The 14,019-nt window shown below is 44.5% G+C and carries 17 protein-coding genes and 2 pseudogenes; 14 read left to right on the plus strand and 5 right to left on the minus strand.

The window, feature by feature from the left end:
- Positions 1–111: 111 nt before the first annotated feature.
- Positions 112–999, minus strand: coding sequence for a 4Fe-4S binding protein (locus V2546_RS06415; RefSeq protein ID WP_329751864.1), 888 nt, complete (start codon positions 997–999; stop codon positions 112–114).
- Entirely contained in the window at positions 992–1,135 is a 144-nt protein-coding gene (locus tag V2546_RS06420; protein ID WP_009263530.1) for a CD1871A family CXXC motif-containing protein, read from the minus strand. The genes V2546_RS06415 and V2546_RS06420 overlap by 8 nt, the downstream gene beginning before the upstream one ends.
- Before the next feature lie 93 nt (positions 1,136–1,228).
- On the opposite strand from V2546_RS06420, the gene V2546_RS06425 reads away from it, so the two are divergent.
- From V2546_RS06425 to V2546_RS06440, 4 genes and pseudogenes are all read left to right on the plus strand, one after another.
- Positions 1,229–1,909 (plus strand): response regulator transcription factor, encoded by a 681-nt coding sequence (locus tag V2546_RS06425; RefSeq protein ID WP_182426874.1) that lies wholly within the window; start codon positions 1,229–1,231, stop codon positions 1,907–1,909.
- Between the two features lie 74 nt (positions 1,910–1,983).
- Positions 1,984–3,063 carry a sensor histidine kinase gene (locus V2546_RS06430; RefSeq protein ID WP_486463565.1) on the plus strand — a complete coding sequence of 360 codons (1,080 nt, stop codon included), beginning with the start codon at positions 1,984–1,986 and terminating at the stop codon, positions 3,061–3,063.
- 149 nt (positions 3,064–3,212) lie between these two features.
- Positions 3,213–4,034, plus strand: a pseudogene (locus V2546_RS06435) (site-specific integrase); the annotation flags it as partial.
- Between the two features lie 419 nt (positions 4,035–4,453).
- Positions 4,454–4,825, plus strand: coding sequence for a DUF2500 domain-containing protein (locus V2546_RS06440; RefSeq protein WP_329751879.1), 372 nt, complete (start codon positions 4,454–4,456; stop codon positions 4,823–4,825).
- A gap of 282 nt (positions 4,826–5,107) precedes the next feature.
- On the opposite strand, the gene V2546_RS06445 is transcribed toward V2546_RS06440, so the two are convergent.
- Both V2546_RS06445 and V2546_RS06450 read right to left on the minus strand, forming a co-directional pair.
- Entirely contained in the window at positions 5,108–5,659 is a 552-nt protein-coding gene (locus tag V2546_RS06445; protein WP_329751869.1) for an AraC family transcriptional regulator, read from the minus strand.
- A 70-nt stretch (positions 5,660–5,729) separates the two neighbouring features.
- Entirely contained in the window at positions 5,730–6,173 is a 444-nt protein-coding gene (locus tag V2546_RS06450) for an Rrf2 family transcriptional regulator (RefSeq protein ID WP_118533510.1), read from the minus strand.
- Positions 6,174–6,300: 127 nt separating this feature from the next.
- Here V2546_RS06450 and V2546_RS06455 point away from each other — a divergent pair, with 127 nt between their 5' ends.
- Complete coding sequence (locus V2546_RS06455; RefSeq protein ID WP_329751870.1) at positions 6,301–7,296, plus strand: NAD-dependent protein deacetylase; 996 nt, start codon at positions 6,301–6,303, stop codon at positions 7,294–7,296.
- 21 nt (positions 7,297–7,317) lie between these two features.
- Positions 7,318–8,154 (plus strand): NAD-dependent protein deacetylase, SIR2 family, encoded by an 837-nt coding sequence (locus tag V2546_RS06460; protein ID WP_329751871.1) that lies wholly within the window; start codon positions 7,318–7,320, stop codon positions 8,152–8,154.
- Between the two features lie 278 nt (positions 8,155–8,432).
- Here V2546_RS06460 and V2546_RS06465 read toward each other — a convergent pair whose 3' ends face one another.
- Positions 8,433–8,786, minus strand: coding sequence for a helix-turn-helix domain-containing protein (locus V2546_RS06465; RefSeq protein WP_329751873.1), 354 nt, complete (start codon positions 8,784–8,786; stop codon positions 8,433–8,435).
- 154 nt (positions 8,787–8,940) lie between these two features.
- Between V2546_RS06465 and V2546_RS06470 the strand changes: the two genes are divergently transcribed.
- The 8 genes and pseudogenes from V2546_RS06470 (at position 8,941) to V2546_RS06505 (ending at position 13,389) form a co-directional block, all read left to right on the plus strand.
- The gene (locus tag V2546_RS06470; protein WP_329751874.1) at positions 8,941–9,444 is read left to right on the plus strand and encodes a flavin reductase family protein; all 504 of its coding nucleotides are present in this window, start codon (positions 8,941–8,943) and stop codon (positions 9,442–9,444) included.
- A gap of 28 nt (positions 9,445–9,472) precedes the next feature.
- Positions 9,473–9,613, plus strand: coding sequence for a hypothetical protein (locus V2546_RS06475; RefSeq protein WP_486463566.1), 141 nt, complete (start codon positions 9,473–9,475; stop codon positions 9,611–9,613).
- A pseudogene (locus V2546_RS06480) lies at positions 9,601–10,517 on the plus strand (radical SAM mobile pair protein B). The gene V2546_RS06475 and the pseudogene V2546_RS06480 overlap by 13 nt, the downstream one beginning before the upstream one ends.
- Before the next feature lie 430 nt (positions 10,518–10,947).
- Complete coding sequence (gene sfsA, locus V2546_RS06485) at positions 10,948–11,676, plus strand: DNA/RNA nuclease SfsA (protein WP_329751875.1); 729 nt, start codon at positions 10,948–10,950, stop codon at positions 11,674–11,676.
- Positions 11,677–11,692: 16 nt separating this feature from the next.
- Entirely contained in the window at positions 11,693–11,902 is a 210-nt protein-coding gene (locus tag V2546_RS15680) for a GNAT family protein (RefSeq protein WP_486463567.1), read from the plus strand.
- Positions 11,889–12,131 (plus strand): GNAT family N-acetyltransferase, encoded by a 243-nt coding sequence (locus tag V2546_RS15685; protein ID WP_486463568.1) that lies wholly within the window; start codon positions 11,889–11,891, stop codon positions 12,129–12,131. Before V2546_RS15680 ends, V2546_RS15685 begins: the two co-directional genes overlap by 14 nt.
- A gap of 249 nt (positions 12,132–12,380) precedes the next feature.
- Complete coding sequence (locus V2546_RS06500) at positions 12,381–12,755, plus strand: helix-turn-helix domain-containing protein (RefSeq protein ID WP_329751876.1); 375 nt, start codon at positions 12,381–12,383, stop codon at positions 12,753–12,755.
- Positions 12,646–13,389, plus strand: a complete 744-nt coding sequence (locus tag V2546_RS06505; RefSeq protein WP_329751877.1) for a GNAT family N-acetyltransferase — start codon at positions 12,646–12,648, stop codon at positions 13,387–13,389. The genes V2546_RS06500 and V2546_RS06505 overlap by 110 nt, the downstream gene beginning before the upstream one ends.
- The last annotated feature ends 630 nt before the right edge of the window (positions 13,390–14,019 follow it).

Here is a 14,019-nt window from a genome sequence, read left to right on the forward strand (position 1 = left end):
CGTAAGAACACATAGGCTAGGAAGCAAAAATCCCATCAGCGAAGCTGATCTGGAATGGATTTTTGCTCGTAACTATGAAGGTACTGAATAGTTACGTAAAATGTTTAATAGCTATCTGTTGTCATTTTTTTGACATGATTTTCCCATAAACCAGTAGCAGATGGCGTCCTTCGGACAGGCCTTTATGCAGGCACCGCAGCGTATGCACTCGGGGTGATCCGGTGTCTTACACACATCCACATCCATCTTACATGCCTTTGAGCATTGACCGCATCCGACACATTTGCTGCTATCAACGGTGATTTTGAGCAGGCTGACCTTATTAAATAATGAGTAGATTGCTCCAAGCGGACAAATCCATTTACAGAAGGGCCTGTAAAATAAGATACTTAGTACAATCACTGCAATTAAAATCATACACTTGAAAGAAAAAAGCTTTCCCAGCGCAGAACGGATAGCAGCATTTCCAATAGATAACGGTATAGCACCCTCTAAAACACCCTGAGGACAGATATATTTGCAGAAGAACGGGTCTCCCATTCCTATAGAGTTCGTTACAAGCATCGGAAGAAGTATAACGAAAACAATAAGAATGACATATTTTAGGTACCTAAGAGGCTTTAGTTTGGCTGTGGATAATTTCTTTCCGGGGATTTTATGAAGTAAATCCTGAAACCATCCAAATGGGCACAAAAAACCACATATAAATCTGCCGAGAGTTACACCGAGTAAAATAAAAAATCCGGTTATGTAGTATGAAAACTTAAATTTTGATGATCCGACAACTGCCTGAAATGCCCCTATTGGACAGGCTCCTGTCGCGGCAGGGCAGGAGTAGCAGTTTAATCCGGGTACGCATACTGTTTTTGCATTGCCCTGATATATTTTACCCTTAAATAAATTTGGAATATGAATATTGGTCAGCAGCGTTGCTGCGGCCTGTATCCAGCCACGTATTTTTGCCAGTTTTCTTGATAGTAATTTCTTTTCCTTATCCAATTCCGACACACTCCAGACATAGTTTTATTGCTTTACCAAGCACTGTAGCCGCCTCACCTCTGACTGCACCATAGCTTATCATGGATACACCAAGGATAAGCAGAATGATTTGACATGTTTTTTGGTATTTCAACATAATGTTGCTCCTTTTTGTTGTATTGTTGACCAGCTGACTTTGGTATTATACAATATAGGTTGTAAAATTATTGTTAAGAAGCAGGAGAACATTTTGAGATTATTAATTGTTGAGGATGAGAAACAAATATGTGATATGGTTGCAAAGAGTCTGTATGCTGCCGGTTATGAGGTGGATACCTGTTATGATGGGAAAGAGGCTCTTGAATGTATACTGTCGGAGAATTATGATCTGATAGTTTTGGATTTGAATCTGCCGGGGATGGATGGCATGGAGCTTCTTAAGGAGCTTAGAAAATACAATGATGAAACTAAGGTTTTGATATTATCTGCAAGAGGTCAAATTGCTGATAAGGTAGAGGGACTGGATGCAGGAGCAAATGATTACATGGAAAAACCATTCCATCTGCAGGAGCTTGAGGCACGTATCAGAAGCCTGACAAGAAGGAAATTTGTACAGAATGATATATGTCTTAAATGCGGAGAAATAAAGTTTGATACGATTAAACGCGAGGCATATGCAAAGGAAGAGCCGGTTCCACTGACAAGAAAAGAGAATGGTATTTTGGAATATTTACTTATCAATATAGGCAGACCGGTGAGTCAGGAGGAGCTGATAGAGCATGTGTGGGATGCCGCGGCAGACAGCTTTAGCGGAGCAATCAGGGTACATATGTCTTCACTTAGAAAAAAGCTTAAGGCGAAGCTGGGATATGATCCCATTCAGAACAAGGTAGGTGAAGGCTATAAAATACGGGAGAAGTCTGATAGATGAAAAGAATGTCGCTACAGTGGAGACTTACGTGCATTACTACATTGTGTATTGCTATTATATGTGGCTGCCTGACTATGTTTGTCTATAAAAATGGTGTGCATTACATCGATTCTCTGCAGGATGCGGTAGAGTCACAGGGGGATGAAAAAGGAAACAAATCAGATGAAATATATATCAGCATACCGGACGATAAGTGGGATGAGTTTGCGGATAAATTTTCGGTTCAGGTGTACAATAATAAGGCCGACTATAAAAGAAACAGTCTGATAATCACGGTTTTGCTGGCGCTTTTGGGAGGTGTCGTCACTTATTTTATAAGCGGGCATGCACTCAGACCAATCAGGGAGTTTTCAGATAAAATTGAAGAGGTACAGGCTCAGAATCTGTCTGATTCAAGAATAGAGGAAAACAATGTTAAGGAACTGAACCAGCTGGGTATTTCTTATAATAAGATGCTTGAGCGTCTGTCGGAAGCATTTGAGATACAGAGACAGTTTACTGCAAATGCAGCACATGAGCTGCGTACTCCATTAGCGTTAATGCAGGTACAGCTTGATTTATATAATTCTGCCTCTCACCCGGGAAATGATGCAGACACTTTGCAGACCATAAAAATGGTTACGGAACAAACTGATAAATTAAACAGGATGGTAAAGACTCTTCTTGACATGAGTGAGCTTCAGACGGTGGGGAGGGATGATAAAATTATATTGGATGCTATTGTTGAAGAGGTTTTGGCAGACCTTGAGCCTCTTGCCGTGGAAAAGAATATAAAGCTGATTGGAAAATGTGAGGATGCCACTATGATAGGCAGTGATATCCTTATTTACAGGCTTGTATACAATCTGGTTGAGAATGCCATCAAATATAATCATCCGCTCGGACAGGTTACAGTAACCGCATATCAGAGAAACAAGCATGTTTATCTGTCTGTAGAAGATACGGGAAGCGGAATACCAAAGGAGCTTAGGGAGAGAGTGTTCGAGCCATTCTTCCGTGTGGATAAATCCAGAAGCCGGGAGCTGGGTGGCGTAGGGCTAGGTCTTGCTTTTGTCCGTGAAATCGTTAGAGTACATGATGGCAGTATTTGTATCAAATCAGGCAAGACAGGGGGAACGATTTTCGAGGTGACTTTTGCACAGTATTCAATGTAGCGTTCCATTTTACACATTTGTCAACGCTATTAAAACAGATTTGCTAAATGAGAAAAATAGAATAATTTGTTATTTGAGTAGAACTTTTTCTGTAAATAGCTAATAACAGCAAGGTCTTCTATGGTAAAATATAAATCATAGGAGGCCTTCCAAAACAGTTAATCAGTTTCAATCCGATGCAGTATATTAAGCTGAAAAGGCAGGCAGAGGAAGTTGATCTCTTTTCCGATGATGAAGTCGAAGAAGGCACACAGCCGATCTCACACGAAGATTATGAACGGCTTATCAAGTACCTGGAAAAGAAAAATCCACCTGCGATCCTTCCAATCCAGATTGCATACTATGCAGGACTTCGTATCGGGGAAACCTGTGGTCTTACATGGCAGGACATCAACCTTGAAGAACAATGTCTGACCATAAAACGCAGTATCCGTTACGACGGTGCAAAGCATAAAAATGTGATTGGAACAACCAAGCGAAAAAAAGTAAGGATTGTTGATTTTGGAGATACGCTGACTGAAATATTGAAAACAGCCAGACGGGAACAACTGAAAAGCCGGATGCAGTACGGAGAACTTTACCACCGCAACTACTACAAAGAAGTTCATGTAAAAAACAGGGTGTATTATGAATACTATCACCTTGACGGAACGCAGGAAGTCCCAGCAGATTATAAAGAAATATCCTTTGTCTGCCTCAGACCGGATGACAGTCTGGAACTGCCGAGTACACTCGGCATTGTATGTAGGTCAGTGTCAAAGAAGCTGGAAAGATTTGAAGATTTTCACTTTCACCAGTTATGGCACACCTACACCAGCAACCTGCTCTCAAACGGGGCAGCTCCAAAAGATGTACAGGAACTGTTAGGACATTCCGATGTCAGTACCACAATGAACATTTACGCTCACTCAACAAGAAAAGCAAAGCGGGATTCCGCAAGACTTCTTGATAAAGTAGCGAGCAACGCTTAATAAAAAATCCCCTTATTTCCCTTGCGGATTCCTCACAAGGGCAAAAATAAGGGAAAATACATATCATTTCACTATCTAATTGGCTGAAAAACCTGTAAAATAATGAAAGTTCAGGAAATCTCTCCACAAATTCCGATTTGTCGATGCCAAAAGGACAAAACAGTATATCGCGGAGGCGATGGCATGAATAAATTCTACGATTTATTAAAATATATTATCTATGCGAGTTTCTACGTGATTGTGATTAAAACGGGTATGGATTTCTATGAGTATAAGCGCTTTCCGAAACTATACGAACCGAATTCTGCACCGTGGTATACGGAAGCGTTACTGTATTGCGCCGCTTCTTTTGCGGTGATCATCGTATGTTTCGCGCTTAAAGTAATCATAAAGCGAAAGATGAAGAAGGGGTGAGTCATATGTTTATGCTGTTTGAGTTTATGTTTCCAATTATCTTCGTAATGGTTTTCGGCATGATCATCTTCCAGTTTGTGACAGGAATCGGAACATGGCATAAAAACAATCAGTCACCGCGTTTGTCGGTGAGCGCAACTGTAGTTGCAAAGCGAGAAAACGTATCGCATCACAGCCACCCAAATGGAGGTGATCCATCTGGTGCGCATGGGTATCATACGATCTCGAGTACCAGTTACTATGTAACATTTCAGGTGGAGAGCGGTGATCGGATGGAATTGCAGGTTTCCGGTAGGGAATATGGAATGCTGGCAGAAGGAGACATTGGAAAACTTACTTTTCAGGGGACGAGATATCTATCATTTGAGCGTGTGTGATGGTAGTGTCAAATAATCTATGAAAAACTGAGTCAAATAAAAGACTCAATTGAAGGATACCTTTATTATTCGGCGCGGTGGAACGGAAATCATCATACAGGAAGGTAAACTGCTGAATCGGGAGATACTGTCCAGTGGTACAGCAGAAGGAATTGAGACCATTAGGGCAGCCAACATCAAGAAAAAGGGAACATAAAAAGGCAGAGCATTGCTAATGCTGCAATGTTCTGCTTTTTATGTTTGTGTTAGGCTTTGCTGGCAGTAGTCTACCAGAATTTCTCATTACAGTGTTTTGCTAAAGGAATCAGATGGAGCCATACTCTGGATTTTCCTGTATTCTCTGGGTGACATTTTGACTATAGACTGAAAAGCGCTTGAAAACTTTCCCTGGGTTTGGTAGCCTGCCTGGGAAGCAATATCCGCAATAGTGGCATTTGTTTCCCGTAATAATTTCATAGCCTGATGCACCCGAAATTCCTTCATATAGGTGGCGATAGGCTGGCCGTAGACTGCCTTGAATATCTCCTTTAGAGTAGAGGTGTTTATCAAATACTGTTTGGAAAGTTCTGCAATCGTAAATCGTTGATCCAAGTGCTCTGTCAACTGTTGATGAATTTCTTTTATCAATTCGGTTTGCTGGGAGAAGTATTGAGTCAGTTCTTTATGCTCCGATTTCATGTTGCTCAAATAAATCAAAATTTCCAGCACCTTCAATTTCAAGAGGGGGATTCGAACGGACACAGGAGCAGAAAAGAGTGGGGCAAAAATATGCTCTAAATCGGAACAGGATGGGATTGCGGATGGCTTCTTGCAGTAGCGATCCTCTTCAATCATTTGCAAAATACGGGGTATAGGCCTCTCCGGTTCTCAGTATAGTCCCGCAAGGAGGTTCTGTATTTCCCGTTCAGAAGAATTTTTGTCCCAAATGGAAGAGTTTCATGTGATATTGTTCCAGCACATCTTTCAGCGTAATTTCTTGCATTCTTTGTTCCGCTGTTTTTTGAATGTCCAAATAAAAATCCCGCAGCACCAGTTGGATATTTACACCCACGCCACAGGCAGGATTGGTGTGGATGTCCTGATGGAGTAGGGGCTTGTTGCCCTCTACGGCCCGATAGGCATCCAGCAGAGTGATTTTCTCCGGCTCACGAGCCAGAGCAGGTCGGGGATGTCCCTTCACGCTGACCAGTAGTCCACCCTTCCGCAGGGCGGACATGAGCTGACGCACATAGGCAGGATTCGTCTGAATGCTCTCTGCCAGCTTGTTACTGGTCAGGTCGCAGTCTGGGTACAGAGCGATAAAAGCCAGAATATGAACAGCATCGCTAAGGCGGGTGGGATATTTCATGGACGGATCTCCTTTTTTGCTTTGATGTTATTTTTATTATAACAGCATATTGACAGTAATGCAAGAGGATGCTAAGATGGTTTGAAGTAAGAATAAAAATAACACCAACTCGAAAGGAATGGTGACAATGAACTTCTATGATGATTTGGTCATGCAGACCCAGATGAATTATTCCAGGCACTATCATATCTATGCTTCCGGCAGTACGCCTTATCAGTTGACTGACAAAAAGCCGCTTCCGTATGGCGAACAGATCGATCGGTTGGTACAGGAGGTAAAGGAAGCTGACTGTGTGGTAGTGGGCGGGGCCTCCGGCCTGTCCGCTGCCGGTGGCGGAAATTTTTACTACGAGGACAACGACTCCTACCGGAAATACTTCCGGCCTTTTGCTGAGAAGTACCACTTCAAAGGTGCTTTTGCAGGGATGATGCACCCCTGGAAGACAAGGGAAGAGTATTGGGGGTATCTCGCCACCTTCCTTCACACCACCCAGACCGCACCTGTGCGTCATCCCTATCTGGATTTAGACGCTTTGCTGAAAGGCAAGGACTTCTTCATCCTCACCACTAACCAGGATACCCAGTTTGTCAAACTCTACCCGGAGGAGAAGGTGGCGGAAATCCAGGGGGATCACCGCTTCTTCCAGTGTGCCGCCTGCTGTACCGATGACACCTGGGATGCGGTAAAGCCTGTGGCTGATATGGTAGCCGCTATGGGGGATGGCACGAAGATTCCTACGGATCTCATTCCCCGGTGCCCCCACTGCGGCGGTGAGGCATTCCCATGGGTGCGAGGATATGGGAATTTCCTGCAAGGAAAGAAATATGAACAACAGTACGAAAAAATTTCTCGCTACGTACTGGAACACAAAGACAGCAAAATTCTGTTCCTGGAGCTGGGCGTTGGCCGAATGACTCCCATGTTTATCCAGGAGCCTTTCTGGAACCTGACACTCAGCTTTCCCCATGCCCGATATATCGGCGTCAACGACAAGTATGACTTCCTGCCCAAGCAGTTGGAGGACAAGGGCATGACCATTGTGGCCGACATTGCTCAAGTGCTACGGGATGCACGGAAACTCTATCTGCCCTCCGGCAGACGCGATCCATCGCAGCAACCATAAAATAGAAAGGAGCGAACGAACATGATTGATTGGAACCCTATTGCAAAAAAATTCAGAGAAGCGGACGCTATCCTGATCGGAGCCAGTAACGGCCTGTCCATCACCGAAGGACTGCATTTGTTTGCGGACAATGCGGCCTTTGAAAGACTGTTTGGGGATTTTAAACGGAAATACGGCCTTGGGTATATTTTGCAGGGCATGATGGCAGGATGGCCCAGCGAGGAGGAAAAATGGGCCTTCTGGGCCCGGCTCATCCATCATTACTGCGGGCAGTACCAGCCTACGCCGGTGATGAACGATTTGAAGGCCATTGTGGGAGAGAAAGATTACTTTGTTGTCACATCAAACGGAGAAGGTCACTTTGAACTGTGTGGCTTCGATCCGACGAAAATCTATGAGATCGAGGGCAACTGGTTTACGATGCAGTGTGCCCGCCCCTGCCACGACACCCTCTATTCAAGTTTAGAGGTGGTCGAAAAATTATCGGCTGCCGAACAGGGCGGCCATGTGCCTACAGAGTTGGTGCCGCGCTGTCCCAAGTGCGGCGGTCCCATGGACATCCACATGGGCGCGGGTCAGAGAATGATTCCGGATACCGCAGCCCAGGCACGGTTCCAAAACTTTCTGAAAATCTGCCACGGGAAGAAACTGGTGGTTCTGGAGCTGGGCATTGGCTGGCGCAATCAGCTGATCAAGGCTCCGATGATGCGCCTGGTGGCCAGCGAGCCAAACGCCACTTATGTGACCATCAATCTGGGTGAGATCTACATTGCGGACAATATCAAAGAGAAGTCCTTCGGACTGGACGGGCGGCTGGATGAGCTGCTGCCTGCTCTCCGGGAGGCGTGCGAGGCATGACGATTTCGGAGCAGGTTCAAAATGACTATACGAATGCATAAAAAGGTTAAAATCACCGTGCTGCGGACGGAATACTATCAGGAACTGGCAGAACAGTATGCAATTCCTAATCGGGGGGTGTTGCCGCGGGAACACCTTGCCGCCCATTAAGACCTGTTAAGGAAGCCGATAAGATAGATTTGAGTACGGTTTCTTAAAAAAAGCCGGAATTATTTGACAGATCATCAAACCATTCCGGCAACTCTTATATTTGGATGGAATCCTCAAGGATAATTTATTCAAGGGATATACTTCATACCCCACTGAGAGATAGCATAAAAAACAGGCAGGAGATCCCGTCCTTTCTCGGTGAGGGAGTACTCCACTCGCAGAGGCATTTCATTATATTGGATACGCTGAACCAATTCGTCCGCATCCAGCTCCTTCAGGGCGTTGGTCAGAGCTGTGTTGGTAATGGGTTTGAGAACTTTTTTTAGTTCCCCAAACCGCATGGGGCACTTGATGCACAGTTCATAAAGAATTTGGAGTTTCCATTTGCCCTGCAGCATTTGAACCACCGGCGTGACCGGGCAGTTTCCCTCTCCGGTTAGAATGACACTGCCAACCTTTTCTTTGAATTCTTCATAAGTCATAATTGGATCTTTCCTCGTCTTTTGCAGTATATTTTTTGATACCAGGTATAAATAATTTGCGTACTTGAACAAAAATTGCTATCAGATATAATAAATATATCACTGGTTGACCATGCAGTCAACGACTGAAATTTCTTAGAAAGGTCTGAATTTTATGAAAGAACTGAACATTATGGAGACTACTGTTCTGACCTCCCCCAATCCGCTGACACTGATCTGCTCTAAAAAGGAGGATGGTTCTACGAACCTGGCTCCCATTTGCTTTGTGTCTTACCTCTCCTTCAATCCGCCTATGGTGGGCTTCGCCACTGGCAAACAGTCCCACACCGGCAAGCGTGTGCGTGAGACCGGCAAAGTCATTGTCACTGTTCCCGGTGAGAGTCTGGCAGGCGCAGTAATGGCCTGCGGAGCATCTACCGGTGCCGAGACCGACAAGGTGGCCGACAACAACATCGAGATGATGGCTGTGGAGGGCAGTGACATCCAGATTCCGGTGGATACCCGTCTGGCGATGGTGGCCACCCTGCAGCAGTCGGTGGAAGTTGGCGACCATATCCTGCACATCTGTCAGGTGGACAAGTTCCTGGGCGATGAGGACAAGAAGGGGCTGTATGCCTGGAACGGCTTCGGGAAAGTTGCGCCTGCGGTAGAAGGCTAAATTTTAAAACGGTAAGGAGGCGTCAGCGGTGGCTGTTTGTATTAAAGACTGCATCCTTGTATTCATGAAGGAAGATCTGCTTCCTATCATGGGAGAGGCACAGATGGTACAAGAATTTCCCCCGGCTTTTTACCGGGTATTGGAGGAACAGAAGACATGGCAGAAGTGAGAGAGAGCAGTATTCTGATTCAGGATGTAGAAACCAAAAATATTATGACAAAATCCACCCTGCCGGTGGGAGGCTATTCCGTCAATCCTTATGTGGGCTGTACCCATGGCTGCAAATACTGCTACGCCTCGTTTATGAAGCGATTTACCGGGCACACCGAACCGTGGGGTACATTCCTGGATGTGAAACATTGGCCGGCAATCAAAAATCCGCAAAAGTACAAAGGGCAGCGCGTAGTCATCGGTTCAGTGACCGATGGCTATCTGCCCCAGGAGGCTCAGTTTCAGAACACCCGAAAACTTCTTGAGCAGCTCCGGGGCAGCGAGGCAGAAATTCTCATCTGTACCAAGTCAGACTTGGTAATCCGTGACATCGACCTCCTGAAAGAACTGGGAAAGGTCACGGTTTCCTGGTCGATCAATACGCTGGACGAGGATTTCAAAAACGATATGGACAATGCCGTCAGCATTAAGCGACGGCTGGATGCCATGAAGCAGGTTTATGACGCAGGTATCCGCACCGTATGCTTTATTGCTCCGGTTTTCCCGGTATCACGGATTTTGAGGCTATCTTCCATCAGGTCAGAAATCAGTGCGACCTGGTATGGCTGGAAAATCTAAACCTGCGAGGCGGATTCAAAAAAGACATCCTTGACTATATACGTAAAAAATATCCTGACTTGGTTCCGCTGTACGACGCTATCTACAACAAGAGAGACAGAAGCTACTTCCGTGGTTTGGAGGATCAAGCGGAACGGCTGGCGAAAGAAAACAGCTGTCCCTTCGTGGACAACGAGCTGCCCTACGGACGAGCAGAGCCTGGGCACCCGGTCATTGTGGATTACTTTTACCATGAGGAAGTGCGTGGCTCGGAAAACACCGGGCGACGCAACCCCAAAAAATAATTTGTGAAATAAATGGGTTCTGACATGGAGCTGTGCTTCAATGTCAGAACCTTTTTTTATGAATGCAATGTATACCTATTCAGAAGTTTTCTTATCCTGACTTCTTACACCATGGAGGAAACAGTCTCCCGGCAGTTCATTCTTAGTGACAAAAGAAAATCGCGGAAAGTGTTCCGGTTGCCCTTATCAAGGCACTGGAATGTGCCGATAAAGGCTATATTTCCCAAGCAGCAGGACATTTTATCCAAATGGCAGTGTGCTTCCAAAGCGTTGACGAAGTCAGTTTAACTAAGTATGATGAAGATATAATTAAACAATGATTTGTCGATCTGCAACGATCACATGCTTTGTTGGAAAATTAACGGGGGTGTTTTTTGAACGAATCAGATAATGCAGAACATTGAAAAGGTTGGAACGAACAGTATGGAAAATGAGGACAGTTCAGAAAGCATTGCCGCTTTCTTGCATTTATGAGAATACCGTTGCAGGCAGCTTCGTCCGCAGGATCAACCGTTTCACAGCGGAGGTTTTGATCGATGGGGAGACAGAGCTGGTTCATGTGAAAAATACGGGGCGTTTGCGGGAGCTTCTGGTGCCGAAAGCGAAGGTGACGCTGCAGAAGTCATTGAATATGAACCGAAAAACGGCATACGATCTGATTTCTGTATACAAGCCAAAGCTAAAATGGGTGAATATTGACAGTCTGGCACCGAATGCTCTGATGAAGCAGCTGTACATGAGCCTGAATTATGATCTTGTGAAGGCAGAATATACTTACGGAGACTCCAGAATTGATTTTTACATGGAAAAAAATGGAGAAAAATTTCTGACGGAAGTGAAGGGCTGTACGCTGGCGGATGATCTGCATCCGGGCATCGGATTGTTTCCGGACGCACCAACGGAGCGGGGGGTAAAACATTTACACGAGCTGACAAAGGCTGCAAAGGAAGGCTGCCATACAGCAATCGCCTTCGTAATTCAGATGAATGGAATTCATCGGGTGCTGCCGAATGAGGCGGCACAGCCGGAGTTTAAGAAGGCGCTTGTGGAGGCTGCAAAGGCAGGTGTTCAGATCGTCTGTTACAGTTGCCATGTGGAAGCTGACAGTATAAAGATCACGGGTGTAACCGAAGATACCTCAAGATTTTTGAATATGTAGGAAATGAAGGATTGCTATGATTAGAAAGTTACGGAAGACAGATATAAATAGAGTCGCTGACATATGGTTAAAGACCAATCTGAAAGCACATTCTTTTATTTCAGAACAATACTGGACAAGTAATTATGAACGAGTGAAAGAAATGCTGCCACAGGCAGAAGTATACATGTATGAAGATGATAAAATGATTCATGGATTTTTAGGCGTAAGGGATGAATACTATTGAAGGTATTTTTGTTTCGGATAAAATGCAGTCACATGGTATAGGCAAAAGTTTGCTGGATTATATCAAGGATAAAAAAGTCAGATTGCAGTTAAACGTATATCAGAAGAATGTCAGGGCAATGTCTTTCTACCAAAGAGAAGGATTTACGATCCAGTCGGAAAGGATGGATGAATTCACCGGCGAAACGGAATATGTAATGAATTGGGAATCAGATTGTGAGGGGGAATAATGTAAATGCGCTTTTTATTGATACATGGAATAGGATTTTTGGGAACTATTTTGTTTTTTGTATCTTATCAGTGTAAAAATAATAAAACACTGTTTCGGGTTCAATTTGTTTCCAGTTTTCTTTTGCCCAACCGTGATCGAAAAGTACAATGTCTACATTGGCTCTTGATAAGTAATCGATCGATAACTATGTTGGAGTAACCGAACGGTTACTTTGCTGAGGAGAACATTATGACTGAAGGAACGGATTTTGAGAATTGCTCTGGAGGTTTTTGCACAGAACGGTTACTTAGGGACATCTATGAATGATATTGTGGGGCAGTTGGGATTTACAAAAGCGGCCCTGTATAAGTACCATTCCAGTAAACAGGAAATTCTTGAGAAGATTGTGGAACAGATGAACAGGATGGACTATGAGCGTGCCGCGGAATATGAAATGCCGGAAACGGAACCGGACGGCTTTGCGGAAGCACTAAAATTATGCAATAAACATGGAGAAAGTCAGGTGATGATAGATGAAATATATCCATATAACAAAAGAAAACATCGACAGGGAGCATATCTGCTGCGCCATGTCCGGCAAGCAGGCTCTTGCAAAAAAGGAGTGGCTGAAGCAGCGCTTTGATGAGGGACTTGTCTTTTATCGAAGTGAGGAGCGTGGAAAGTGCTTTATCGAATATATTCCAGCGGAAAACGCATGGGTGCCCATTGAAGCAGGAGGCTGGCTTTATATCAACTGCCTTTGGGTTTCCGGCTCCATGAAGGGACACGGCTATTCCTCAGAATTGCTTTCCGAGTGTATCCGGGACGCGAAAGAACAGGGAAAGAAAGGTATTTGCATTCTGTGCGCCGAGGGACGGAAACGGGAATTTTTAGCTGATCCGAAATTTCTGAAGTATAAAGGCTTCAAAGTCGCGGATATATCTGACTGTGGGATCAACCTCATGTACCTGCTCTTTGCAGAGAATGCGGATCAGCCGAGATTCAAAGATTGTGCCAGACATCCAAAAGTCAGTGAAACGGGTTTTGTCCTCTACTACACCGACCAGTGTCCTTTCACCTATTATTGGGTGCCGAAGGTACTGGAAGCGGCAAAGGAACACAGCATTCCATTTCAGGCATTTCACATTATTAACAAAGAAGCCGCACAGAATGTACCTGCACCGGTCACCACCTATGCCCTGTTCCGGGATGGAAAGTTTTTGACCCAGGGCATTCAGTCAGATAAAAAGTTTCTGGCACTGGCGGGCATAAAGTGATGGCAGATGCGTTTCGCTACGATTGCAAAGAGCATGTATAAGGGGTGGAAAGTGAGGAAAAGAACATCTATGAAAAAAAATCATCATTGCGATGGCAGTCATCGCAGGTATTTTGGCAGCAGTTGCGATTATTTCAATTTTGGCACAGACGCCGATGCCGATCTGACGAGTGGAAGATAGTCCCGAATTTGGATGTGCAAGCATGGGTGAGGATGCCCCCCAAAAAATAGGGGCAGCGGTGCAGGACGTTATAATGATAAGGATTACTTTATGAGGCAGACAGATCAGGAAGGTTACGTTGATATGATGCCGGAATGATCCAAAATTAAAAAAATGAAAAAAACGGTTGACTTTTGTCCGGGGATTTGATATTATAATACTCGCCTTGAGCGACAGGGCAAAACTTATTAAGAGTCATTAAGAAAACTTCTTAATCTCTCAAAAAAAGTTTTAAAAAGTTCTTGACAAACTGGAAACGGTATGATAGAATAAACGAGTTGCCGCTGAGAACGAAAGCGACAACGAAACAAAGTTCCTTGAAAACTGAACAGTATGTAAAACCCTGAAAATTCTTATAAAAATGGTCTTTGGTTTAGACCATGAATGAGAACATTCAGAACAAAACCTAAC

It is taken from the genome of Clostridium sp. CM74B_53 (assembly GCF_036318045.1).
In the GTDB taxonomy this organism is placed as follows: domain Bacteria; phylum Bacillota; class Clostridia; order Lachnospirales; family Lachnospiraceae; genus Pilosibacter.

Excerpts from the sequence above, each read along its gene's own strand:
- V2546_RS06420 (WP_009263530.1), bottom strand. The coding sequence starts at position 1,135 with ATGTTGAAATACCAAAAAACATGTCAAATCATTCTGCTTATCCTTGGT.
- V2546_RS06430 (WP_486463565.1), top strand. The coding sequence starts at position 1,984 with ATGTTTGTCTATAAAAATGGTGTGCATTACATCGATTCTCTGCAGGAT.
- V2546_RS06440 (WP_329751879.1), top strand. The coding sequence starts at position 4,454 with ATGTTTATGCTGTTTGAGTTTATGTTTCCAATTATCTTCGTAATGGTT.
- V2546_RS06445 (WP_329751869.1), bottom strand. The coding sequence starts at position 5,659 with ATGATTGAAGAGGATCGCTACTGCAAGAAGCCATCCGCAATCCCATCC.
- V2546_RS06450 (WP_118533510.1), bottom strand. The coding sequence starts at position 6,173 with ATGAAATATCCCACCCGCCTTAGCGATGCTGTTCATATTCTGGCTTTT.
- V2546_RS06455 (WP_329751870.1), top strand. The coding sequence starts at position 6,301 with ATGAACTTCTATGATGATTTGGTCATGCAGACCCAGATGAATTATTCC.
- V2546_RS06460 (WP_329751871.1), top strand. The coding sequence starts at position 7,318 with ATGATTGATTGGAACCCTATTGCAAAAAAATTCAGAGAAGCGGACGCT.
- V2546_RS06465 (WP_329751873.1), bottom strand. The coding sequence starts at position 8,786 with ATGACTTATGAAGAATTCAAAGAAAAGGTTGGCAGTGTCATTCTAACC.
- V2546_RS06470 (WP_329751874.1), top strand. The coding sequence starts at position 8,941 with ATGAAAGAACTGAACATTATGGAGACTACTGTTCTGACCTCCCCCAAT.
- sfsA (WP_329751875.1), top strand. The coding sequence starts at position 10,948 with ATGAGGACAGTTCAGAAAGCATTGCCGCTTTCTTGCATTTATGAGAAT.
- V2546_RS15680 (WP_486463567.1), top strand. The coding sequence starts at position 11,693 with ATGATTAGAAAGTTACGGAAGACAGATATAAATAGAGTCGCTGACATA.
- V2546_RS15685 (WP_486463568.1), top strand. The coding sequence starts at position 11,889 with ATGAATACTATTGAAGGTATTTTTGTTTCGGATAAAATGCAGTCACAT.
- V2546_RS06505 (WP_329751877.1), top strand. The coding sequence starts at position 12,646 with ATGAAATATATCCATATAACAAAAGAAAACATCGACAGGGAGCATATC.